We start from the raw sequence: 22,127 nt of genomic DNA on the forward strand, positions 1-22,127 counted from the left end.
GGAGAAGGGAGCGGCCGATGAGCATGCGCACTGTGCTGCACGAAGCCGACATCTCACGAGCGCTGACCCGGATCGCGCACGAGATCCTCGAATCCAATCGGGGAGCGGAGAATCTCGTCCTGCTGGGCATTCCGACCCGCGGCGTCACTCTCGCCCACCGCCTCGCGACGCTGATCAGCGACATCGCGCAGCAGCCGGTGCAGGCGGGGTCTCTCGACGTGACGCTGTTCCGCGACGATCTCGCCAAGCACCCCACCCGGTCACCGCAGCCGACCGAGATCCCCGCCGGCGGCATCGACGGCAAGACCGTCGTGCTCGTCGACGACGTGCTCTTCTCCGGGCGCAGCATCCGTGCCGCACTCGACGCGATCCAGTCGATCGGGCGCCCGGCGGTCGTGCGCCTCGCGATCCTCGTCGACCGCGGCCACCGCGAGCTGCCGATCCGCCCCGACTTCATCGGCAAGAACATCCCCTCGGCACGCACTGAGCGGGTCAACGTGCGCCTCTTCGAGAACGACGGGGCCGAGGAGGTGACGATCGGCGAATGAGACACCTCCTCGACACCCGTACCCTCGACAAGGCCACGGCGCTGCGCATCCTCGACGTCGCCGAGGACATGTCCGACACGCAGTCGCGCGAGGTCAAGAAGCTTCCCACGTTGCGTGGCAAGACGGTCGTGAACCTCTTCTTCGAGGACTCGACCCGCACCCGCATCTCCTTCGAGGCCGCCGCCAAGCGCCTCTCCGCCGACGTGATCAACTTCGCCGCGAAGGGCTCGAGCGTCTCCAAGGGCGAGAGCCTGAAGGACACCGCTCAGACGCTCGAAGCCATCGGCGCCGATGCGGTGGTCGTGCGGCACCCGGCCTCCGGTGCCCCGCAGACGCTGGCGACGAGCGGCTGGATCTCGGCCGGTGTCGTCAACGCCGGTGACGGCACGCACGAGCACCCCACGCAGGCGCTGCTCGACGCGTTCACCATCCGCAAGCGCCGGTTCGGGGCCGACAGCCGCGGGCGCGACCTGTCGAGTCTGCGCGTCGTGATCGTCGGGGACGTGCTGCACTCGCGCGTCGCCCGGTCCAACGTCTGGCTGCTCACGACGCTCGGCGCCGAGGTGACTCTGGTGTCTCCTCCGACGCTGGTTCCGCAGAACGTGTCGCTCTGGCCGGTCCGCGTCGTCTACGACCTGGACGAGGCGCTGGCGGAGGAGCCGGACGCGGTCATGATGCTGCGCATCCAACTGGAACGGATGAATGCGGCGTATTTCCCGACTGAGCGGGAGTATTCCCGCCGCTGGGGTCTGGACGCGCGGCGTGTGGCGGCGCTTCCGGACGGTAGCATTGTGATGCACCCCGGACCCATGAACCGGGGACTGGAGATCTCCTCGGAAGCTGCCGATTCCCCCCGCTCGACGGTGCTGGAACAGGTCACGAACGGGGTGTCCGTCCGCATGGCGGTGCTGTACCTGCTGCTGGCAGGAGAACGAGACGACGAACGAGGGGGAGACCTGTGAGCGAGACCCTCGTCATCACCGGCGCACAGCTGCTCGGTGCCGAGAGCGCCGACATCATCATCGAGGACGGTCTGATCGCCGAGATCGGCAGCGGACTGCAGCGCGCCGGTGCCCGCGTGATCGATGCGGCGGGGCTCGTCGCGCTGCCGGGTCTCGTCGACCTGCACACTCATCTGCGTGAGCCGGGCTACGAGGCGTCCGAGACGATCCTCACCGGCACCAGGGCGGCAGCAGCCGGTGGATTCACGGCCGTGTTCGCCATGCCCAACACGTCGCCGGTCGCCGACACCGCGGGTGTCGTCGAGCAGGAGCTCGCGCTGGGAGAGGCCGCAGGCTACGCCACCGTCCAGCCCATCGGCGCGGTCACGGTCGGCCAGAAGGGCGAGCGCCTCGCCGAGCTCGGCGCCATGGCGACCTCCCGCGCTCAGGTGCGCGTCTTCAGCGACGACGGCTTTTGCGTGTTCGATCCGCTGATCATGCGGCGCGCGCTGGAGTACGTGAAGTCGTTCGACGGCGTGATCGCGCAGCACGCGCAGGATCCCCGCCTCACCGAGGGCGCCCAGATGAACGAGGGCACGGTCTCGGCCGAACTCGGTCTCGCCGGGTGGCCCGCGGTCGCGGAGGAGTCGATCATCGCGCGCGATGTACTGCTGGCAGAGCACGTGGGCTCACGGCTGCACGTGTGCCACCTCTCGACCGCCGGCTCGGTGGACATCATCCGCTGGGCCAAGAAGCGCGGCATCAACGTCACCGCCGAGGTCACCCCGCACCACCTGCTGCTGACCGACGAGCTCGTTCGTGGCTATGACGCGCGATACAAGGTCAACCCGCCGCTGCGTCGGGAAGAGGACGTGCTCGCCGTGCGCGAGGGCCTCGCCGACGGCACCATCGACATCGTGGCCACCGATCACGCCCCCCACCCGAGCGAGCACAAGGCGTGCGAGTGGCAGGCGGCGGCGAACGGCATGGTGGGACTCGAGAGCGCACTGCGCGTCGTGCACCAGTCCATGGTGCAGACCGGTCTGATCGGATGGTCCGACGTGGCACGTGTGATGAGCGCGACACCGGCACGGATCGGCCGACTCTCCGGCCACGGCACGCCGCTCGCGGTCGGGCAGCCCGCGCAGATCACGCTGTACGACGCCTCGGTCGACGGCGTCTTCACCGAGGCCGATCTCCACGGACGCAGCGTGAACTCGCCCTACCTCGGACGCGCTCTCCCCGGACGCGTGGAGTTCACCGTGCACGGCGGCATCGTCACGGTCGACGGCGGCAGCGTCGTCGAGGAGCTTCGCGCATGAGCGCTCGGGACCTCGCCGTCGCGATCACGATCGCGGTCGCGCTGCTGGTGCTGCTGGTGATGCTGTTCGCCTGGCGACGACGAATCCGCCGCGACTCCGTGTTCAGCGCCCCGCTGGGGGTTCCGGAGCACGCGGAGGTGGCCCGCCGCGACGAGGTGCTGTACGTGTCGACGACACGGCACGAGCAGCCTCTCGAGCGCCTCGCGGTCTCGCCGCTCGCGTACCGGGCCCGTGGCGAGCTGGCGCTCACGGATCGCGGCATCGCCCTCTGCCTCGACGGCGCACCGACGGTCTTCCTCGCGAAGGACCGACTCGTCGCCGTCGACCGCGCCACGGTCACGATCGACCGCGTCGTGGAGCCCGGCGGCCTCGTGCGCATCGCGTGGAACATCGACGAAGACACGATCGCCGACAGTTACCTGCGTCTCGCCACCGGCGACCCTCGAACCCTCATCTCCGACCTGCAGCGGCTCGTCCCCGCCGCCCCCGACACAGGAGCAACGTCATGACACTCTCGACACCCTCCGGGCAGGCCACCGCGGCCCAGCTCCCCGACCCCGCCGTCCTCGTCCTGGAGGACGGCACCCGCCACACCGGGCGCGCGTACGGCGCGCGAGGCCGCACGCTCGGCGAGGTGGTCTTCGCAACCGGCATGTCCGGCTACCAGGAGACGATCACCGACCCCTCCTACGCGGGACAGATCGTGCTCCAGACCGCACCGCACATCGGCAACACCGGCATGAACGACGAGGACGCCGAGTCGCGACGCATCTGGGTCGCCGGCTACATCGTGCGCGACCCCTCGCGCGTCGTGTCGAACTGGCGCGCGAACGCCTCGCTCGACGACGTGCTCGTGGAGGACGGCGTCGTGGGCATCAGCGGCATCGACACCCGATCCATCACCCGCCACATCCGCTCGGCCGGATCGATGCGCGGCGGGATCTTCTCCGGTGCGGATGCTGAGCTCGACCCGGAGGAGCAGGTGCGCATTGTCCGCGAGGCCCCCGAGATGGCCGGCCGCAACCTGTCCGCCGAGGTATCCGTCGACGTCGAGACCGTGACGACGGCCGTGGGGGAGCGGATCGGCAACCTCGCCGTGCTCGACCTCGGTGTGAAGCAGGCCACGATCGACAACCTCGCCGCACGGGGATTCGAAGTGCACGTGCTCCCGCAGAACGTGACGATCGACGACATCCGCGCCGTCGACCCGGTCGCCGTCTTCTACTCGAACGGCCCCGGAGACCCGGCCGCCTCCGGAGACCACGTCGAGCTCCTGCGCTCGGTGCTCGACGACGGCCTGCCGTTCTTCGGCATCTGCTTCGGCAACCAGCTGCTCGGCCGCGCGCTGGGCCTCGGCACCTACAAGCTGCCGTTCGGTCACCGCGGCATCAACCAGCCGGTGCTCGACAAGGCGACCGGACGCGTGGAGATCACCGCACACAACCACGGCTTCGCCGTCGAGGCACCGATCGAGGGCACCTTCGACAGCCCGAACGGCTACGGCAAGGTCGAGGTCAGCCACGTCGGCCTCAACGACAACGTCGTGGAGGGCCTGCGTGCCCTCGACATCCCCGCGTTCTCGGTGCAGTACCACCCCGAGGCTGCAGCGGGACCGCACGACGCCAACTACCTCTTCGACAGGTTCCGCGACCTGGTCATCGCAAGCCAGAAGGATTCCAAGTAATGCCCAAGCGCGACGACATCAACTCCGTCCTCGTCATCGGCTCCGGCCCGATCGTGATCGGCCAGGCCTGCGAGTTCGACTACTCCGGCACCCAGGCGTGCCGCGTGCTGCGCGAGGAAGGCGTCCGGGTCATCCTGGTCAACTCCAACCCCGCCACCATCATGACCGACCCCGACTTCGCCGACGCGACGTACATCGAGCCGATCACCCCCGAGGTGATCGAGACGATCATCGCGAAGGAGAAGCCCGACGCGATCCTGCCGACGCTCGGTGGCCAGACCGCCCTGAACGCGGCCATGGCGCTGCACGAACAGGGCATCCTGGAGAAGTACGGCGTCGAGCTCATCGGCGCGAAGGTGGACGCCATCCGCAAGGGCGAGGACCGCCAGATCTTCAAGGAGCTCGTGCTCGAGGCGGGCGCCGACGTGGCGCGCAGCGTCATCGCGCACACGATGGACGACCTGCTCGCCGGTGCGGAAGAGCTCGGCTACCCGCTGGTCGTGCGGCCGTCCTTCACGATGGGCGGCCTCGGATCCGGCTTCGCCTACGACGAGGAAGACCTCCGCCGCATCGGCGGTGCGGGTCTGCGTGACTCTCCGACCACCGAGGTTCTCCTGGAGGAGTCGATCCTCGGCTGGAAGGAGTACGAGCTCGAGCTCATGCGCGACACCGCCGACAACACGGTGGTCGTCTGCTCGATCGAGAACGTCGACCCGGTCGGCGTGCACACGGGCGACTCGATCACCGTCGCGCCGGCGCTCACGCTCACCGACCGCGAGTACCAGAAGCTGCGCGACATCGGCATCGACATCATCCGCGCCGTGGGCGTCGACACCGGCGGCTGCAACATCCAGTTCGCGGTGGATCCGTCGAACGGCCGCATCATCGTGATCGAGATGAACCCGCGCGTCTCGCGCTCGAGCGCCCTCGCGTCCAAGGCGACTGGATTCCCGATCGCGAAGCTCGCCGCGAAGCTCGCGCTCGGCTACCGCCTCGACGAGATCCCGAACGACATCACGGGTGTGACCCCGGCCAGCTTCGAGCCGACGCTCGACTACGTGGTCGTCAAGGTGCCGCGCTTCGCGTTCGAGAAGTTCCCGGCCGCCGACGCCACGCTCACCACCACCATGAAGTCGGTGGGCGAGGCCATGGCGATCGGCCGCAACTACGCGACCGCGCTGCAGAAGGCCCTCCGCTCCCTGGAGAAGCGCGGGTCCAGCTTCCACTGGGGTCCCGAGGAGCGCTCGATGGAGGAGCTGCTCGAGATCTCGAAGATCCCGACCGACGGGCGCATCGTCACGCTGCAGCAGGCGCTGCGCAAGGGCGCGACCGTCGAGCAGGCCTTCGACGCCACCGCGATCGACCCGTGGTTCCTCGACCAGATGGTGCTGATCAACGAGGTCGCCGAGATCGTGCGCACGGCCCCCGAGCTGGATGCCGCGACGCTCCGCTACGCCAAGGAGCACGGCTTCTCCGACGCGCAGCTCGCCGAGCTCCGCGGCACCTCGGAGGAAGAGGTGCGCGGCGTCCGCCACGGCCTCGGCATCCGCCCGGTGTACAAGACCGTCGACACCTGTGCCGGCGAGTTCCCCGCTCTCACGCCGTACCACTACTCGAGCTACGACTTCGAGACCGAGGTCGCTCCGTCCGAGCGCACCAAGGTCGTCATCATCGGCTCCGGTCCGAACCGCATCGGGCAGGGCGTCGAGTTCGACTACTCCTGCGTGCACGCCTCGTTCGCGCTGTCGGACGCCGGGTTCGAAACCGTGATGGTCAACTGCAACCCGGAGACGGTCTCGACCGACTACGACACCTCCGACCGCCTGTACTTCGAGCCGCTGACGCTCGAAGACGTGCTGGAGGTGCTCGACGCGGAGGCCGCGAGCGGCACCATTCTCGGCGTCGTGTGCCAGCTCGGCGGGCAGACCCCGCTCGGGCTCGCGAAGGGCATCGAAGCCGCCGGATACACCGTGCTCGGCACCAGCCCCGAGGCGATCGACCTGGCCGAGGAGCGGGAGCTGTTCTCGCGTCTGCTCGACGAGGCCGGGCTCGTCGCTCCGCGTAACGGCACCGCGATCGACGTCGAGGGTGCCGTGCGCATCGCCGAGGAGATCGGATACCCCGTGCTGGTGCGCCCGAGCTTCGTGCTCGGCGGCCGCGGCATGGAGATCGTGTACGACACGGCGTCGCTGCGGGACTACTTCGTGCGCACCGCGGGCGAGGTCGTCATCGAAGAGGGCAAGCCCCTCCTCGTGGACCGCTTCCTCGACGACGCGATCGAGCTCGACGTGGACGCGCTCTACGACGGCACCGACCTGTTCATCGGCGGTGTCATGGAGCACCTCGAAGAGGCCGGCATCCACTCCGGCGACTCCAGCTGCACCCTGCCGCCGGTCTCGCTCGGACGCACGGATGTCGACCGTGTGCGCGAGGCCACCCTGGCCATCGCGAAGGGAGTGGGCGTGCGCGGGCTGCTGAACGTGCAGTTCGCGATCAGCGCGGGTGTGCTCTACGTCATCGAGGCGAACCCGCGTGCGAGCCGCACCGTGCCGTTCGTGTCGAAGGCGCTCGGCATCCCGATGGCGAAGGCCGCGAGCCGCGTGATGACGGGCTCCACGATCGCCGAGCTGCGCGCCGAAGGCATGCTGCCCGAGCAGGACGGATCGCGGGTTCCTCTCGACGCGCCGGTCTCGGTCAAGGAGGCCGTGCTCCCGTTCAAGCGCTTCCGCACGGCCGACGGCAAGACGGTCGACTCGGTCCTCGGCCCGGAGATGCGCTCCACCGGCGAGGTCATGGGAATCGACCGCGACTTCCCGACGGCGTTCGCGAAGAGCCAGGCCGCGGCCTACGGCGGCATGCCCACTTCTGGCACGGTCTTCATCTCGGTCGCCGATTCCGATAAGCGTGCGGTGATCCTGCCCGCGCACCGCCTGCAGCAGCTCGGCTTCACGATCGTCGCGACCGAGGGCACCGCGGAGATCCTCTCGCGCAACGGCATCGCCGTGACCGTGGTCGAGAAGTACAGCGCGACCCAGGCGTCGGGCGCGAAGAACATCGTCGACCTCATCAACGAGGGCGCGATCGACATCGTCGTGAACACTCCGTCCGGTGGCGCCGCACGCGCCGACGGGTACGAGATCCGCGCCGCGGCGGTGGCCGCCGACAAGGCGCTGTTCACCACGATGGCGGTCCTCGGTGCCGCCGTGAGCGGGATGGACGCCGCCCACGAGGGCTTCCAGGTGAAGAGCCTGCAGGAGTACGCGCTGGACCGGAAGGCGGCACAGTGAGCGGACGCTTCGGCGAACGCGTGCGGTCTGCGCTCCGGGCGCAGGGACCGCTCTGCGTCGGCGTCGACCCCCACGCGGCACTCCTCGCCGCGTGGGGGCTGACCGACGACGCGCACGGAGTCCGCGAGTTCGGTCTCCGCACGGTCGAGGCGGCGGCCGGTCGGGTCGGCTTCGTCAAGCCCCAGGTGTCGTTCTTCGAGCGCTTCGGCTCCGCGGGCTTCGCGGCCCTCGAGGACGTGCTCGCGGCGGCGCGTGGCGCGGGCCTGATCGTGATCGCCGATGCGAAGCGCGGCGACATCGGATCGACAATGGACGACTACGCGAAGGCGTGGTTGACGCCCGGATCGTCGCTCGAAGCCGATGCGCTCACGGTGAATCCGTTCCTCGGTGTCGGTGCCCTCGACGGGGCGTTCGCCCTCGCTGAGGCGCACGGTAAGGGCGTGTTCGTGCTCGCCGCGACCAGCAATCCCGAGGCGGGGGGCATTCAGCGCTCGACCACCGGGAGCGATGAGACCGTGTCGTCCGCGATCGTCGGAGAGGTGTCCGCGCGCAACGCTGCCGCCTCAGGTGCAGGGGAGTGGGGGAGCCTCGGCTTCGTCGTCGGGGCGACCGTGGACTGGGCCACCGCAGGCATCTCGCCGTTCAGTCCGGTCGCCCCCATCCTCGCTCCGGGCTTCGGCGCGCAGGGCGCAACCCCGGCTGATCTTCGGCCACGCTTCGGCGCGATGTCCGACGCGGTGATCGCGAGCGAGAGCCGCAGCATCCTCTCCGCAGGTCCCGTCGACCTGACGGACGCCATCACCGCTCGCGCGGCCGAGTACTTGGAGGTGGCGCGTGCCTGACGCGCAGCGTACGGTTCCCGAAGTCGACAGGGCGGCCGCCGCGCGCCGGGCCGTCGAGCGTCGCCGTGCCAGGGCGTCGGTCAAACGCGATCTCACGATGCGCGTGGTCACTCCGCAGACCGTGCTGCATCGTGCGATCGCCGATGCGGACTCCGTCGAGGGGTCCATGCGCATCACGGACTTCCTGCTCGCCCTGCCGGCGATCGGCGCGGGCAAGCGGGATCGCATCCTCGAGGAGCTGCACATCTCTCCGGTGAAGCGTCTCGGCGGTCTGGGGGCGCGTCAGCGTCGCGTGCTGGAGGCCTGGTTGGACGGCCGATTCCCGGTGACGGAGCCGCGCGGTGCGCGCAGCCGCCTCCTGGTGCTCGCGGGCCCCACCGCCGTGGGCAAGGGCACGGTCGCCGCCTACATCCGTGACAACAACCCGGAGATCCATCTGTCGGTCTCGGCGACCACGCGTGCGCCCCGCCCCGGCGAGGTCGACGGCGTGCACTACTACTTCGTCGACGACGCCGAGTTCGACCGGTTGATCGCCGACGGCGAGCTGCTCGAGTACGCGGTGGTGCACAACCGCTCCCGATACGGCACCCCGCGCGCCCCGATCGACGCCGCACTGGCCGAGGGCAAGACCGTGCTGCTCGAGATCGATCTGCAGGGTGCCCGCCAGGTGCGCGCGGCCGAACCCGCCGCGACTCTGATCTTCCTGCTGCCCCCGAGCTGGGACGAGCTCGTGCACCGACTGGTCGGTCGGGGCACGGAAGGTGCCGAGGAACGGGCACGCCGACTGCGCACCGCGAAGGTGGAGCTGGCCGCCCAGAACGAGTTCGACCACCTCATCGTGAACGAGGACGTCGCCACTGCGGCCCGCGAGGTCGTAGAATTGTCTTCAAGCTCTGCGCGCTGAGCGTCTTCGCGCGCCTTTCGCACCGTCTTCGCGACGATCCCGTCGCCTGATCAGGAGGTCTCACCATGGCCGGACACAACAACGGCATCATCGATCCCCCCATCGACAACCTGCTCGACCGCGTCGACTCGAAGTACGAGCTCGTGATCTACGCCGCCAAGCGCGCGCGACAGATCAACGACTACTACTCCGACCTGCACGAGGGCAACCTCTTCGACAACGTCGGCCCGCTCGTGGACTCCTCGGTCGAGGACAAGCCGCTCACCATCGCGCTGCACGAGATCAACGAGGACAAGCTCCGCCTGCGTCACGCAGAGTGATATTCGAGACCGCGCCTCCCCCCTGTCGGAGGTGCGGTCCAGAATGGGTGCAACACCCTCCTTCCGTCCGTCCCGTTCTGGAGTATCGATGAGCGCCCTGCGTCTGTTCACGTCCGAGTCCGTCACCGAAGGGCACCCGGACAAGATCTGCGATCAGATCTCGGACAGCATCCTCGACGGGCTCATCGAGAAGGACACAGGATCCCGCGTCGCGGTCGAGACGCTCGTCACGACCGGTCTCGTGCATGTGGCCGGCGAGATCCGCACCGACGCCTACGTCGACATCCCCACGATCGTCCGTCAGGTCGTGAACGGCATCGGCTACACCTCGAGCGACACCGGCTTCGACGGCTCCTCGTGCGGGGTCAGCGTCTCGGTGGGTGAGCAGTCCACCGACATCGCGCACGGCGTCGACAGCGCCCAGGAGCACCGCGACGGCTCGTCGGTCGACCCGCTGGACGGGCTCGGCGCCGGCGACCAGGGCATCATGTTCGGCTTCGCGACGAACGAGACGGCGCAGCTCATGCCGATGGCCGCGTGGACTGCGCATCGACTCGCGGAGCGTCTCACCGAGGTGCGACGCAGCGGGCTGCTCCCGTTCCTTCGTCCGGACGGCAAGACACAGGTCACGCTGGGCTACGACGGCTTCACGCCGAAGACGGTCGACGCGGTCGTGGTCTCCACCCAGCACCACCCCGACATCTCGCAGGACGAGCTCCAGGCGCAGGTGCGCGAGCACGTGATCGATCCGGTGCTGGCGACGACCGGACTCGACCTCGACGACGTCACGCACTACATCAACCCGGCGGGTCCGTTCGTCACCGGCGGCCCCAAGGGCGACGCCGGCCTCACGGGACGCAAGATCATCATCGACACGTATGGCGGCGCCGCGCGTCATGGTGGCGGTGCCTTCAGTGGCAAGGACCCGTCGAAGGTCGACCGCTCGGGTGCCTACGCGACACGCTGGGTCGCCAAGAACGCGGTGGCCGCGGGGCTTGCGGACCGCCTCGAGGTTCAGGTGGCGTACGCGATCGGTGTCGCGCGTCCCGTCGGTCTCTACGTCGAGACGTTCGGTACGGGCAAGGTGTCCGACGAGATCATCACCCGGGCCATCACCGACGTCTTCGACCTCCGCCCGCAGGCCATCATCGAGCAACTCGACCTGCTGCGCCCGATCTACGCGCAGACCGCGGCCTACGGTCACTTCGGCCGCGAGCTCCCCGATTTCACGTGGGAGCGCACCGACCGCGTCGAAGAGCTGCGCCGCGCCGCCGGGCTCTGATGGGACCGCGGCTCTGATGCCCTCGGAGAGCCGGCGCATCGCGCGCGTGCTCCTCGACTCACCGCTGCCTCAGCTCGACCGGCTGTTCGACTACGCGCTCCCTCCGGAGCTCGGCGACGTGCCGCTCGGTGTGCGTGTCCGCGTGCCTCTGCGCACGGCGGGACGTGTGATCGACGGCTACGTCGTCGAGATCGACACGGAAGGCGATGCCGACCGTCCGCTGTCGGAGGTGGAGAGCGTGGTCTCCACGGTGCCCGTGCTGCCCGAGCGTCTGCACGCCCTGGCGCGGCGGGTGGCCGACCGTGCGGCGGGCTCGGCATCGGACGTGCTGCGCCTGGTCATCCCCAAGCGTCAGGTGCGCGTGGAGAAGGCCTGGACGGCCGACAGCCCGATCGCGGTACCGGATGCACGCGCACTCGAGATCGTCGCGGCGACCGTGGCGATGTACGAGGGGCTCGGCACAGTGCTCGACGAGGGCGGCCGTGCGGCCGTGGAGGCGATACCGCAGCTCGCCGGGGCCGTGCAGGGGTGGGCGCACCTGCTCGCGGCGTCGGCGGCGCACATGCTCGCGGCGGGGAAGTCGTCGATCTTGGTGGTACCGGATCACCGCGACCTCGATCGACTCCTCGCTGCGCTCTCAGCGCTCGTGCCGGACGACGCGGTCGTGCGCCACGACTCCCGACAGACGAATCCCGAGCGCTACCGGGGGTTCCTGCGTACCCTCGAGGACGCCCCATGCATCGTGGTCGGCAACCGCTCGGCGGTGTACGCACCGGTCGTGGCGGGGCTCGTCGCAGTCTGGGACGACGGTGATCCGCTGCTCGCCGAGCCGCTCGCGCCGTACGTCAACGCCCGCGACGCCGCGCTCGTGCGGCGGGAACTGGAGGGTTCGGCGCTGCTGTTCGCGGGGCACACCCGCACCACGGATGTCGAGCGTCTCGTCGTGCTCGGCTGGCTGCAGGAGGTCACGGCCGTCCGTCGCGTGCTCCCGCGCGTCGTCCTGAGCACTCCGCAGGAAATGGAGCAGCCCACGGCGCAGCGGATGCCGTCGTCCGCATTCCTCGCTGCGCGCGCCGCGGCCGCGGAGGGGCCCGTGCTCATCCAGGTCTCGCGCCCTGGCTTCGCGCCGTCGCTGGTGTGCGCGGAGTGCCGGGCGCCGGCGCGCTGCCCCCATTGCGGCGGTCCGCTGGGTGCGCGTCATCGCGGCGCGGTACCCGTGTGCGGGTGGTGCGGCCGAGGTGCCAGCACGTGGACGTGCCCGGCCTGCTCCTCGACGAAGCTGCGGCTCGCGTCGTCCGGGAGCGAACGCACGGCGGACGAGCTCGGACGGGCGTTCCCCGGTGTGCGAGTGATCGTGGCCGACAGCGGGCATCCGGTCGAGCGCGTCGATGCCAAGCCGGCTCTCGTGGTCGCGACGCGCGGTGCCGAGCCCGTGGCGGAGGGCGGTTACCGCGCGGTCGTCCTCTTGGACGGTCCGCGCATGCTCCAGGCGCCCGATCTGCGGATCGCCGAGTCATGCCTGCGGTGGTGGTCGAATGCGGCGGCACTGGCCGCTCCTGGCGCACCCATCCACCTGGTCGGGGTGAACGGTGCGGCGGCGAAGGCACTGGCGACGTGGACCCAGCCCGCGCACGCGCGCTCCGAGCTCGAGAGCCGCGCGCCTCTGCACATGCCGCCCACGACCAGAGTCGCCCTCGTGCAGGGCTCGGTCCCGGCGGTCGGCCAGGCACTCGCTGCTCTCACCGAACTCGCCCTTCCCGCAGATGCGGTCCTCGGCCCCGTTCCCGTCGACTCCGATGACATCCCGCCGCGGGTTCGTGCCCTCGTGCGCTTCGAGTACGGCGCCGGCGCGAGGGTCGCCACCGCGCTGCGTGCGGCGGTGGTCGCCGAAGCCGTGAGTGGTCGCCGTCGCAAGGGGCGTGCGACCAAGAGCACACTCTCCGTCCGCCTCGATATCCTCGAACCAGAGCTCTGACCCTTCCGGAGAACCTTCATGCGCCTCGTCTTCGCCGGCACACCCGCTGCTGCCGTGCCCACCCTGCGCCGCTTGGCGGCCTCGCACGACATCGCCGCGGTCGTCACGCGGCCCGACGCCCCACTCGGGCGCCGTCGCGTCCTGACGCCGTCGCCGGTCGCTGTCGCCGCCGAAGAACTCGGCCTCCCCGTGATCAAGGCGGCACGTCTCGATGAGGCGGCCACGGCGGAGATCTCCGCGCTGCAGACGGAGCTCGGCGTGATCGTCGCATACGGGGGACTGGTGCGCGAGCCGCTGCTGTCCGCCCCCCGGGCCGGATGGATCAATCTGCACTTCTCGTTGCTACCGGCCTGGCGGGGTGCGGCGCCCGTGCAGCGTGCGCTGATCGCCGACGACCGAGTGCTCGGGGCGAGCGTGTTCCAGCTCGTGCCCGAACTGGATGCCGGCGACGTGTTCGCGATGCGCGAGGTCGACGTCCCGGCGACCGCGACCGCCGGCGAGGCCCTGGAACTCCTCGCAGGGGAGGGCGCGGAGCTCACGGCCGAAGTCGTCGCCTCGATCGCGGATGGGTCGGGCAGGGCCACTCCGCAGACCGGCGAGCCGACGTTCGCCGCGAAGCTCACCCTCGCCGATGGACTGCTGGACTGGAATCAGCCGCTGGAGGCGGTGTTCGCCCGATTCCGCGGCGTCACGCCGGAGCCGGGTGCGCACACCACGATCGACGGCCAGCCGTTCAAGGTGTTGGAAGCCCTGCCCGCACCGGACGCGGAGCCGCTGGCCCCCGGGACGATGCGCAGCACCAAGACGGCTCTCCACATCGGCACGGCTTCGACGCCGTTGGCGGTCACCCGCGTCCAACCGGCGGGCAAGGGCGCGATGAACGCCGTCGACTGGTGGCGCGGACAGCGCGACACCGACGAGCTGAGGGCAGGATCATGAGCGACGAGGAGCGCAACCGGCGTTCGCCGCAGACGCGCGGACGTCGACCGTCCGGCGGACGATCGGGGGATTCCCGCCGTGACGCGCAGCGCGGACTCGTGCGGACCGTGCAGCCGGCCAGGCGCGTCGCATTCGACGTGCTGCGGGCAGTATCGGAGACCGACGCCTACGCGAACCTGGTGCTGCCGTCCGCGATCGCCGAGGCAGGACTCGCGCCGCAGGATGCGGCACTGGCGACCGAACTGACGTACGGCACGCTGCGGCGCCTCGGCACGTATGACGCGATCATCTCCGCGGCCGCCGACCGCAGCACGGACAGCATCGATCCGGCCGTCCTCGATGCGCTGCGACTCGCCGTGCATCAGCTGTTCGCGACCCGGGTCGCCTCGCACGCCGCCGTGAACGAGTCGGTGAACCTGGTGGCCACCACGTCGGGTCGGGGCGCGTCGAGCTTCGCGAACGCGGTGCTGCGCCGCATCACGCGGGAGTCCACCGATGCGTGGCAGGAACGCATCGAAGAGGAGGCGCGGTCCGATGACGAGCGTCTTGCTCTGCGTTCGGCGCATCCGGTGTGGGTGATCAGGGCCCTGCGTCGTGCCCTCGCCGCGGAGGGCCGCGTCGAGGAACTGGAATCCCTGCTCGACGCCGACAACGTGTCGCCCGAGGTGACACTCGTGGCGTTGCCGGGCCTTGCGGATCCGGGCGAGCCCCGGCTGCCGTACGCGCCGACCGCATTCGCATCGTCCGGTGGTGATCCGCGCCGCGCGGTCGAGGCCTCCGGCGGCACGATCCGGGTGCAGGACGAGGGCTCGCAGCTGGTCGCCCTCGCGTTGGCGGCTGCCGCCCCGATCGCGGCGGGGGAGCGGTGGCTCGATCTGTGTGCGGGACCGGGCGGGAAGACCGCACTCCTGGGCGCGATCGCCCGTCAGCACGGCGTGACTCTCGAGGCGAATGAGGTCGTGCCGGTACGGGCGCGTCTGGTGCGCAAGGCTCTGCGGGCGGTGCCGGGCGAGATCGAGGTGCATGAGCAGGACGGGCGCGAGTTCGCTGCGGCGCGCGCCGGCCAGTTCGACCGGATCCTGGTCGATGCCCCGTGCACCGGGCTCGGCGCACTGCGTCGTCGTCCGGAGGCGCGGTGGCGCAAGTCGCCCGCCGATGTGGCGGAGCTCGTGCCGTTGCAGGTGGAGCTGCTCTCCGCCGCGCTCGACGCCCTGGCTCCTGGAGGGATCGTCGCGTATGTCACCTGCTCGCCGCATCTCGCCGAGACGACGGGCGTCGTGCAGGAGGTCCTGCGCGGCCGATCCGACATCGTTGAGCTCGATGCCCGCGCCGTGATCTCCGAGGTCGCCCGTTCGCCGATCGACCTCGCAGAAGAGGGGCGCTCCGGTTCCGGCAGTGCCCAGCTCTGGCCGCACCGGCATGGCACCGATGCCATGTTCCTCGCGCTGCTGCAGCGCCCCGCAACGCCCGCCCCTTCAGGGAAGGAAGACTAGGACCGTGGAACTGCCCCGCGCCCCGCGCATCAATCCGAGCATCCTCGCCGCAGACTTCGTCAACATGCAGGCGGATCTCGCCCGCATCGCGACCGCGGACTTCGCGCACGTCGATGTGATGGACAACCACTTCGTGCCCAACCTCACGTTCGGTCCGCAGATGGTCGAGCGGATCCAGGCCACGAGTCCCGTCCCGCTCGACGTGCACCTGATGATCACGGATCCTGATCGGTGGGCTCCCGGTTACGCCGAACTCGGCGCGGCGAGCGTGACGTTCCACCTGGAGGCCGCCGCGGAGCCGGTGGTCCTGGCGCGACGACTGCGTGACATCGGCGCCCGCGCGGGTGTTGCGGTCAAGCCGGCGACGCCGGTGGAGTCGTTGTACGACGTGCTTGACGAGTTCGATCAGATCCTCGTGATGACGGTCGAGCCGGGCTTCGGCGGCCAGGGATTCATGCCCGAGACGATGCCGAAGCTGCGCGCCCTCTCCGAGGAGGCGCGTCGCCGTGGGTCGCAGATCTGGCTCCAGGTCGACGGCGGCATCTCCGATCGCACGATCGAGATCGCCGCTGCCGCCGGGGCCGACACGTTCGTCGCCGGGTCGGCCGTGTACGGCGCCGACGACGTCGAGGCGGCCGTCACCCGGCTCAGAGACCTCGCGCGAGCCGCTAGCCTGGAAGTGTGAAGACTTTCGACGAGCTGTTCGCCGAGCTCAGCGTCAAGGCCGAGACCCGTCCCGAGGGATCGGGCACGGTCGCCGAGCTCGACGGCGGCGTGCACACGATCGGCAAGAAGATCGTCGAAGAGGCCGCCGAGGTCTGGATGGCGTCGGAGTACGAGTCCGAGGACGCGGCGGCGGAGGAGATCTCTCAGTTGCTCTACCACGTCCAGGTGATGATGCTCGCGAAGGGCCTCAGCCTGCAGGACGTCTACCGACATCTGTGATGCGCTCCGTTCCTCTCCTCTCGAACTGAAAGCACTCCATGCTGCGCATCGCCGTTCCCAACAAGGGCTCGCTCTCCGAGACCGCCGCCGACATGCTCGCCGAGGCCGGTTATGCCGGACGACGCGACCCCAAGACCCTGCACGTCATCGACGCCGACAATGACGTCGAGTTCTTCTTCCTCCGCCCCAAGGACATCGCGACGTATGTCGGATCCGGCGCCATCGACGTCGGCATCACCGGCCGTGACCTGCTCCTCGACGCCCGGATGCCCGGTGCGCGGGAGATCGAGGCCCTCGGATTCGCGGGCTCGACCTTCCGGTTCGCTGCCCCCACGGGGCGCTACACGGATGTGTCCGAACTCGATGGTCTGCGGATCGCCACGTCGTACCCGGGGCTGGTGGATGCCTTCCTCGACGAGCGGGACATCGCCGTCGACCTGGTGCCGCTCGACGGCGCGGTCGAGTCGGCCGTGCGCCTCGGCGTCGCCGATGCCGTCGCGGATGTCGTCGAGACTGGGACCACGCTGCGTCAGGCGGGCCTGGAGGTGTTCGGCCCCGTGATCCTGGAGTCCGAGGCCGTGCTGATCGCCGGTCCGGAGGATGCGGAGGGCGCCGACACCCTGTTGCGTCGCCTCCGCGGTGTCATGGTGGCCCGACGCTTCGTGATGATCGACTACGACCTGCCGGTCGCGCTCCTCGACGATGCCGTGAAGATCGCGGGCGGCGTCGAGTCGCCCACGGTGTCGCCGCTGCGTGATCCGGAGTGGGTCGCCGTGCGGGTCATGGTGGCGCGCACGCGCGTCAATCCGGTGATGGACGCGCTGTATGCGCTCGGCGCGCGCGCGATCCTGGTCACCGCCATCCACAACGCGAGGCTCTGATGTCGCTCGCCAGCCGCGTCATCCCGTGTCTCGATGTGGCCGAGGGTCGCGTCGTGAAGGGCGTGAACTTCGAGAACCTGCGCGATATGGGCGATCCTGTCGAACTCGCTCGGCACTATGCGGCACAGGGAGCCGATGAGATCACGTTCCTCGACGTGACCGCCACGGTGGATGCGCGCGCGACGACCTACGACGTCGTCCAGCGCACCGCGGAGCAGGTGTTCGTCCCGTTGACCGTCGGCGGGGGAGTGCGCAGCGTCGACGACGTGGCACGCCTCCTGTCGGTCGGTGCAGACAAGGTGGGTGTGAACTCCGCGGCGATCGCGCGCCCGGAGCTCATCGGCGAGATCGCCGACCGCTTCGGCGCGCAGGTGCTGGTGCTGTCGTTGGACGTGAAGCGCGCCGCGACCACGCGGTCGGGCTTCGTGGTCACCACGCACGGCGGACGCACGCAGACGACTCTCGATGCACTCGACTGGGCGCGGGAGGCCGTCGAGCGTGGCGCGGGCGAGTTGCTCGTGAACTCGATCGACGCCGACGGCACCAGGGACGGGTTCGATCTCGAGCTCGTGGCGCTGATGCGCGAGGTGGCCTCCGTGCCGGTGATCGCCTCCGGCGGTGCGGGGCGCGTGTCCGACTTCGCGCCGGCGATCAGAGCCGGAGCGGATGCAGTGCTGGCCGCCAGCGTGTTCCACACGGGCGCGCTCACGGTCGGCGATGTCAAGGACGCGCTTCGCGCGGAAGGTGTGGTGGTCCGATGAGTGTCGACGAGCGCATCGCGCAGGTCGCGTTCAACGCCGACGGTCTCGCGCCGGTGATCGTGCAGCAGTGGGACACGCGCGAGGTGCTGATGCTCGCCTGGGTGGATGCCGAGGCGCTGCGCCGCACGCTGACCTCGGGGCGTGCGACCTACTGGTCGCGCTCACGACAGGAGTACTGGCGCAAGGGCGACACCTCCGGGCACATCCAGGTGGTGCATGAGGCGCGTCTGGACTGCGACGGCGACGCGATCCTGCTGCTCGTGGCGCAGACGGGCCCGGCGTGCCACACAGGTACGCGCACGTGCTTCGACAGCAACGACCTCGAGGCCGTCGCCGGAGAGGAGCAGGCATGACGATCGCGAAGCGCGGCCGCTCGCTGTCCGTCTCCGGCTTCCTGCTGGCCGGCGCGATCGGGATCATCTCGTCGACGCAGACGTGGCTGACGGTCGAACGCGCGGACGCCGGCGAGGCCATCCTGGTTCCGGGTGCATCCGCCCTCGTCCTCCTCGCCCCGCTGAGCCTCGCGGTTCTCGCGCTCGGTGCCGCGCTCTCGATCTCGGGAAAGGCCGTACGCCTGGTGTTCGCGGTGCTCGCCGCGGCGACGGCGCTGTTCCTCGGCTGGTCGACGCTGCAACTGCTTATCGGGGAGCCGCTCGACGCGGTCGCGGCCACCGTCACGGAGGTGACCGGTCTCGCCGGCAGCGACGCGACGCATGACGTGGTCGCACGGATCGTCCCCTCGGCATGGCCGTACATCGCGCTGGTGGGCTGGGTGGTCCTTCTCCTCGCCGCGGTGATGGTGTTCGCGACCTGGCGCGGATGGAAGGCTGGTGGCCGACGCTATCGGACCGACACTCCCGATGTCCCGCACGAGGGCCCGGTCGATGCGGTCGATTCCTGGGACGAGCTGTCCCGTGGAACCGATCCGACGCGCTGACCCCGATAGACTGAACTCGAACTGCACGTCGTCCCCCGGAGGAGAACATGACCAACCCGATCGCTGACCCCGGCCACGGACACTCGCCCGCAGCCTGGACCGCCGTCGTCATCATGCTCGTCGGTGTCGCGGCGGCGACCGTCGCCTTCTGCTTCGAGCAGTGGACCCTCGCCTGGATCCTGCTCGCACTCGTTCCGATCGGTGCGATCGTGGGCTGGGCGCTCGCGAAGGCCGGATACGGCGTGAAGGGTCCGAAGTACGCTCCGAAGGCGCACTAATGGTGCTCGCCGACCTGACGGCCGGCGCTGTCGCAGACGCAGAACGTCGCGCTCTGTCGCGCCCGCTGGCCGCTGTCGAGCGTGACGCGCTTGCGCGTCCGGCCGCCAAGGATGCCTTGTCGTTCCTGGCGCCGGCCGACCGCGTGAAGATCATCGCGGAGGTCAAGCGGGCCAGCCCGTCGCGTGGAGCCCTCGCCGACATCCCTGACCCGGCTCTGCAGGCGTCCCTGTATGAGACCGGCGGCGCGTCCGCGATCAGCGTGCTCACGGAGGAACGGCGCTTCGGCGGAAGCCTCGCCGACCTCGAGGCCGTCACGGCTCGCGTGTCGCTCCCCGTGCTGCGCAAGGACTTCATCGCCACCCGCTACCAGGTGCTCGAAGCCCGTGCAGCGGGCGCCGATCTCGCACTGCTCATCGTCGCCGGACTCGACGCCGATGTGCTGAAGGACCTGTTCGGCTTCATCGGCGAGCTCGGGATGACGCCGCTCGTCGAGACGCATTCCGCCGATGAGCTCGAGGCCGCGGTCGATCTCGGTGCCCCGCTGATCGGTGTGAATGCGCGTGATCTGAAGACCCTCGAGCTCGACCGAGACCTGTTCGGACGGCTGGTCGACCGCATCCCCGACACCGCGGTGAAGATCGCGGAGTCCGCGGTGCTCACCCCGGCCGACGTCGTGCACTACCGTTCGGCGGGTGCGGACGTCGTCCTGATCGGCGAGGCGCTCGTGACCGGCGACCCCGTCGCGACCCTCAAGACCTTCCTGGAGGCATGATGAGCCTGCGCGATCAGCACGGTCCCTTCTTCGGTGATTTCGGCGGGCGCTTCATGCCCGAGTCGCTGATCGCCGCGATCGACGAGCTCACGGTCGCCTACGAGGACGCCATCGCCGATCCGACGTTCCGCGCCGAGCTGGCGCATCTGCTCAGCTCGTACGCGGGGCGGCCGTCGGCGATCACCGAGGTACCCCGTTTCGCCGAACATGCCGGTGGGGCGCGCATCTTCCTCAAGCGGGAAGACCTGAACCACACCGGATCGCACAAGATCAACAATGTGCTCGGTCAGGCGCTGCTCACCAAGCGGCTCGGCAAGACCCGGGTGATCGCGGAGACCGGTGCAGGGCAGCACGGTGTCGCCACGGCCACCGCGGCGGCGCTGTTCGGTCTGGACTGCACGATCTACATGGGCGAGGTCGACACCGAGCGTCAGGCTCTCAACGTCGCCCGCATGCGCCTGCTCGGTGCCGAGGTCGTCCCGGTCACGTCGGGTTCCCGCACGCTGAAGGACGCGATCAACGACGCGTACCGGGACTGGGTGGCCTCGGTAGAGACGACCAACTACATCTTCGGCACGGCGGCCGGTCCGCACCCGTTCCCCGCGATGGTCCGCGACTTCCAGAAGATCATCGGCGAGGAGGCGCGCGCGCAGCTGCTCGACGAGGTCGGTCGACTCCCCGACGCCGTCGTCGCGTGCGTGGGCGGCGGGTCCAATGCGATCGGCATGTTCGACGCGTTCCTCGACGACGAGGGCGTCAGGCTCTACGGTGTCGAGGCAGCAGGCGACGGCGTGGACACCGAGAAGCATGCGGCCTCCATCGAGCGTGGGCGCCCCGGCGTGCTGCACGGCGCGAAGACGTACGTCCTCCAGGACGAGGACGGCCAGACGATCGAGTCCCATTCGATCTCGGCAGGGCTCGACTACCCGGGAGTCGGACCGGAGCACTCCTGGCTGGCTGACATCGGCCGGGCGGAGTACATCCCGGCCACGGACGACGAGGCCATGCAGGCGCTGCGCCTGCTCAGCCGCACCGAGGGCATCATCCCCGCGATCGAGTCCGCGCACGCCCTCGCCGGCGCGCTCCGGATCGGACGGGACCTCGGCCCCCACGGGCTGATCGCGGTCTGCCTCTCCGGTCGCGGCGACAAGGACATGGACACCGCGGCTCGCTACTTCGAGCTGTACGACGAGGGGACGGCACAGTGAGCCGTGTGGAAGAGGCGATCCAGCGTGCGCAGGCCGCGGGTCGCAGCGCCTTCGTCGGCTACCTCCCGGTCGGCTTCCCCGACCTCGAGACGAGCATCCAGGCGGCCATCGCCCTCGCCGAGAACGGCGTCGACATCATCGAGCTGGGCCCGCCCTACAGCGACCCGGTGATGGACGGCGCGATCATCCAGGAGGCCACCACCAAGGCTCTCGCTGCGGGCTTCCGGATGGCCGATCTCTTCACGGCGATCCGCGCGATCACCGCGGCGACGGACGTCCCTGTCCTCGTGATGACCTACTGGAACCCGGTGCTGCAGTACGGCGTCGACCGCTACGCGGACGATCTCCTGGCAGCTGGCGGTGCAGGCCTGATCACTCCCGACATCACGCCGGAGGCGGCAGCGGAGTGGATCGCCGCGAGCGAGCGCACGGGGCTCGACCGTGTGTTCCTGGCCGCGCCCACATCGTCCGATGAGCGCCTCGATCTGGTCGTGAAGTCGTCGACCGGGTTCGTCTACACCGTCTCGACCATGGGCATCACGGGCGAGCGCACCGAGCTCGACCGTGCCGCCCGCACGCTCGTCTCCCGTCTGCGCGAGCACGGCGCCCACCGCGCGTGCGTCGGCATCGGCATCTCCACGCCCGAGCAGATCGCCGGGGTGTCGGAGTACGCCGACGGCGCGATCGTGGGCACCGCGCTGGTCCGCGCCCTGCGCGACGGCGGCGTCCCCGCCCTCGCCGAAGTCACCCGAAACCTGGCCTCCGGCACCGCGTCGGCACGCCCCGATCACGAGAACTAGAATCGCA

At 69.8% G+C, this 22,127-nt stretch carries 23 protein-coding genes; all 23 read left to right on the forward strand.

What is annotated here, in order from left to right; genetic code table 11:
- Positions 1-17 precede the first annotated feature (17 nt).
- The 23 genes from pyrR to trpA all read left to right on the forward strand — a co-directional run bounded on the left by pyrR (position 18) and on the right by trpA (position 22,120).
- Positions 18-548 carry a bifunctional pyr operon transcriptional regulator/uracil phosphoribosyltransferase PyrR gene (pyrR, locus tag WFM69_RS15195; RefSeq protein ID WP_337006102.1) on the forward strand — a complete coding sequence of 177 codons (531 nt, stop codon included), beginning with the start codon at positions 18-20 and terminating at the stop codon, positions 546-548.
- Positions 545-1,510, forward strand: coding sequence for an aspartate carbamoyltransferase catalytic subunit (locus WFM69_RS15200; protein ID WP_337006104.1), 966 nt, complete (start codon positions 545-547; stop codon positions 1,508-1,510). The genes pyrR and WFM69_RS15200 overlap by 4 nt, the downstream gene beginning before the upstream one ends.
- On the forward strand, positions 1,507-2,811 hold the full coding sequence (locus WFM69_RS15205; protein WP_337006106.1) for a dihydroorotase: 1,305 nt from the start codon (positions 1,507-1,509) through the stop codon (positions 2,809-2,811). Before WFM69_RS15200 ends, WFM69_RS15205 begins: the two co-directional genes overlap by 4 nt.
- Positions 2,808-3,320 (forward strand): PH-like domain-containing protein, encoded by a 513-nt coding sequence (locus WFM69_RS15210; protein WP_337006108.1) that lies wholly within the window; start codon positions 2,808-2,810, stop codon positions 3,318-3,320. The genes WFM69_RS15205 and WFM69_RS15210 overlap by 4 nt, the downstream gene beginning before the upstream one ends.
- On the forward strand, positions 3,317-4,495 hold the full coding sequence (carA, locus tag WFM69_RS15215; RefSeq protein WP_337006110.1) for a glutamine-hydrolyzing carbamoyl-phosphate synthase small subunit: 1,179 nt from the start codon (positions 3,317-3,319) through the stop codon (positions 4,493-4,495). Before WFM69_RS15210 ends, carA begins: the two co-directional genes overlap by 4 nt.
- Entirely contained in the window at positions 4,495-7,782 is a 3,288-nt protein-coding gene (gene carB, locus WFM69_RS15220; protein ID WP_337006112.1) for a carbamoyl-phosphate synthase large subunit, read from the forward strand. The genes carA and carB overlap by 1 nt, the downstream gene beginning before the upstream one ends.
- A complete protein-coding gene (gene pyrF, locus WFM69_RS15225; RefSeq protein ID WP_337006114.1) occupies positions 7,779-8,624 on the forward strand; it encodes an orotidine-5'-phosphate decarboxylase in 846 nt (281 codons plus the stop codon). The genes carB and pyrF overlap by 4 nt, the downstream gene beginning before the upstream one ends.
- The gene (gmk, locus tag WFM69_RS15230; protein WP_337006116.1) at positions 8,617-9,528 is read left to right on the forward strand and encodes a guanylate kinase; all 912 of its coding nucleotides are present in this window, start codon (positions 8,617-8,619) and stop codon (positions 9,526-9,528) included. Before pyrF ends, gmk begins: the two co-directional genes overlap by 8 nt.
- A 65-nt stretch (positions 9,529-9,593) precedes the next feature.
- A complete protein-coding gene (gene rpoZ, locus WFM69_RS15235; RefSeq protein WP_017204385.1) occupies positions 9,594-9,848 on the forward strand; it encodes a DNA-directed RNA polymerase subunit omega in 255 nt (84 codons plus the stop codon).
- An 88-nt stretch (positions 9,849-9,936) separates the two neighbouring features.
- Positions 9,937-11,130, forward strand: coding sequence for a methionine adenosyltransferase (metK, locus tag WFM69_RS15240; RefSeq protein WP_337006120.1), 1,194 nt, complete (start codon positions 9,937-9,939; stop codon positions 11,128-11,130).
- A gap of 16 nt (positions 11,131-11,146) precedes the next feature.
- Positions 11,147-13,105: a primosomal protein N' gene (locus WFM69_RS15245; RefSeq protein ID WP_337006122.1), complete on the forward strand. Its 1,959-nt coding sequence runs from the start codon at positions 11,147-11,149 to the stop codon at positions 13,103-13,105.
- A gap of 18 nt (positions 13,106-13,123) precedes the next feature.
- On the forward strand, positions 13,124-14,044 hold the full coding sequence (fmt, locus tag WFM69_RS15250) for a methionyl-tRNA formyltransferase (protein WP_337006124.1): 921 nt from the start codon (positions 13,124-13,126) through the stop codon (positions 14,042-14,044).
- Positions 14,041-15,537 carry an RsmB/NOP family class I SAM-dependent RNA methyltransferase gene (locus WFM69_RS15255; protein ID WP_337006126.1) on the forward strand — a complete coding sequence of 499 codons (1,497 nt, stop codon included), beginning with the start codon at positions 14,041-14,043 and terminating at the stop codon, positions 15,535-15,537. Before fmt ends, WFM69_RS15255 begins: the two co-directional genes overlap by 4 nt.
- Positions 15,538-15,541: 4 nt before the next feature.
- The gene (gene rpe, locus WFM69_RS15260; protein WP_337006129.1) at positions 15,542-16,222 is read left to right on the forward strand and encodes a ribulose-phosphate 3-epimerase; all 681 of its coding nucleotides are present in this window, start codon (positions 15,542-15,544) and stop codon (positions 16,220-16,222) included.
- Positions 16,219-16,482: a phosphoribosyl-ATP diphosphatase gene (locus WFM69_RS15265; protein ID WP_337006131.1), complete on the forward strand. Its 264-nt coding sequence runs from the start codon at positions 16,219-16,221 to the stop codon at positions 16,480-16,482. Before rpe ends, WFM69_RS15265 begins: the two co-directional genes overlap by 4 nt.
- Before the next feature lie 38 nt (positions 16,483-16,520).
- A complete protein-coding gene (gene hisG / locus WFM69_RS15270) occupies positions 16,521-17,363 on the forward strand; it encodes an ATP phosphoribosyltransferase (protein WP_337006133.1) in 843 nt (280 codons plus the stop codon).
- Entirely contained in the window at positions 17,363-18,124 is a 762-nt protein-coding gene (hisF, locus tag WFM69_RS15275; protein ID WP_337006135.1) for an imidazole glycerol phosphate synthase subunit HisF, read from the forward strand. The genes hisG and hisF overlap by 1 nt, the downstream gene beginning before the upstream one ends.
- The gene (gene hisI / locus WFM69_RS15280) at positions 18,121-18,477 is read left to right on the forward strand and encodes a phosphoribosyl-AMP cyclohydrolase (protein WP_337006137.1); all 357 of its coding nucleotides are present in this window, start codon (positions 18,121-18,123) and stop codon (positions 18,475-18,477) included. Before hisF ends, hisI begins: the two co-directional genes overlap by 4 nt.
- On the forward strand, positions 18,474-19,061 hold the full coding sequence (locus tag WFM69_RS15285; protein WP_337006139.1) for a Trp biosynthesis-associated membrane protein: 588 nt from the start codon (positions 18,474-18,476) through the stop codon (positions 19,059-19,061). Before hisI ends, WFM69_RS15285 begins: the two co-directional genes overlap by 4 nt.
- A 47-nt stretch (positions 19,062-19,108) precedes the next feature.
- Complete coding sequence (locus tag WFM69_RS15290; RefSeq protein ID WP_337006142.1) at positions 19,109-19,339, forward strand: HGxxPAAW family protein; 231 nt, start codon at positions 19,109-19,111, stop codon at positions 19,337-19,339.
- 2 nt (positions 19,340-19,341) lie between these two features.
- Entirely contained in the window at positions 19,342-20,112 is a 771-nt protein-coding gene (trpC, locus tag WFM69_RS15295; RefSeq protein WP_337006290.1) for an indole-3-glycerol phosphate synthase TrpC, read from the forward strand.
- The gene (gene trpB / locus WFM69_RS15300; protein ID WP_337006144.1) at positions 20,112-21,320 is read left to right on the forward strand and encodes a tryptophan synthase subunit beta; all 1,209 of its coding nucleotides are present in this window, start codon (positions 20,112-20,114) and stop codon (positions 21,318-21,320) included. The genes trpC and trpB overlap by 1 nt, the downstream gene beginning before the upstream one ends.
- Entirely contained in the window at positions 21,317-22,120 is an 804-nt protein-coding gene (trpA, locus tag WFM69_RS15305; protein ID WP_337006146.1) for a tryptophan synthase subunit alpha, read from the forward strand. Before trpB ends, trpA begins: the two co-directional genes overlap by 4 nt.
- Positions 22,121-22,127 lie beyond the last annotated feature (7 nt).

This window comes from Microbacterium sp. LB12 (assembly GCF_037150835.1).
Lineage (GTDB): Bacteria > Actinomycetota > Actinomycetes > Actinomycetales > Microbacteriaceae > Microbacterium.

Bases quoted from the DNA above. Each gene is read 5' to 3' on its own strand.
- rpoZ (WP_017204385.1), top strand. From the start codon at position 9,594: ATGGCCGGACACAACAACGGCATCATCGATCCCCCCATCGACAACCTG.
- hisG (WP_337006133.1), top strand. From the start codon at position 16,521: ATGCTGCGCATCGCCGTTCCCAACAAGGGCTCGCTCTCCGAGACCGCC.
- fmt (WP_337006124.1), top strand. From the start codon at position 13,124: ATGCGCCTCGTCTTCGCCGGCACACCCGCTGCTGCCGTGCCCACCCTG.
- carB (WP_337006112.1), top strand. From the start codon at position 4,495: ATGCCCAAGCGCGACGACATCAACTCCGTCCTCGTCATCGGCTCCGGC.
- WFM69_RS15255 (WP_337006126.1), top strand. From the start codon at position 14,041: ATGAGCGACGAGGAGCGCAACCGGCGTTCGCCGCAGACGCGCGGACGT.
- hisI (WP_337006137.1), top strand. From the start codon at position 18,121: ATGAGTGTCGACGAGCGCATCGCGCAGGTCGCGTTCAACGCCGACGGT.
- metK (WP_337006120.1), top strand. From the start codon at position 9,937: ATGAGCGCCCTGCGTCTGTTCACGTCCGAGTCCGTCACCGAAGGGCAC.
- trpB (WP_337006144.1), top strand. From the start codon at position 20,112: ATGAGCCTGCGCGATCAGCACGGTCCCTTCTTCGGTGATTTCGGCGGG.
- carA (WP_337006110.1), top strand. From the start codon at position 3,317: ATGACACTCTCGACACCCTCCGGGCAGGCCACCGCGGCCCAGCTCCCC.
- WFM69_RS15210 (WP_337006108.1), top strand. From the start codon at position 2,808: ATGAGCGCTCGGGACCTCGCCGTCGCGATCACGATCGCGGTCGCGCTG.
- hisF (WP_337006135.1), top strand. From the start codon at position 17,363: ATGTCGCTCGCCAGCCGCGTCATCCCGTGTCTCGATGTGGCCGAGGGT.
- WFM69_RS15245 (WP_337006122.1), top strand. From the start codon at position 11,147: ATGCCCTCGGAGAGCCGGCGCATCGCGCGCGTGCTCCTCGACTCACCG.
- pyrR (WP_337006102.1), top strand. From the start codon at position 18: ATGAGCATGCGCACTGTGCTGCACGAAGCCGACATCTCACGAGCGCTG.
- WFM69_RS15285 (WP_337006139.1), top strand. From the start codon at position 18,474: ATGACGATCGCGAAGCGCGGCCGCTCGCTGTCCGTCTCCGGCTTCCTG.
- WFM69_RS15290 (WP_337006142.1), top strand. From the start codon at position 19,109: ATGACCAACCCGATCGCTGACCCCGGCCACGGACACTCGCCCGCAGCC.
- WFM69_RS15200 (WP_337006104.1), top strand. From the start codon at position 545: ATGAGACACCTCCTCGACACCCGTACCCTCGACAAGGCCACGGCGCTG.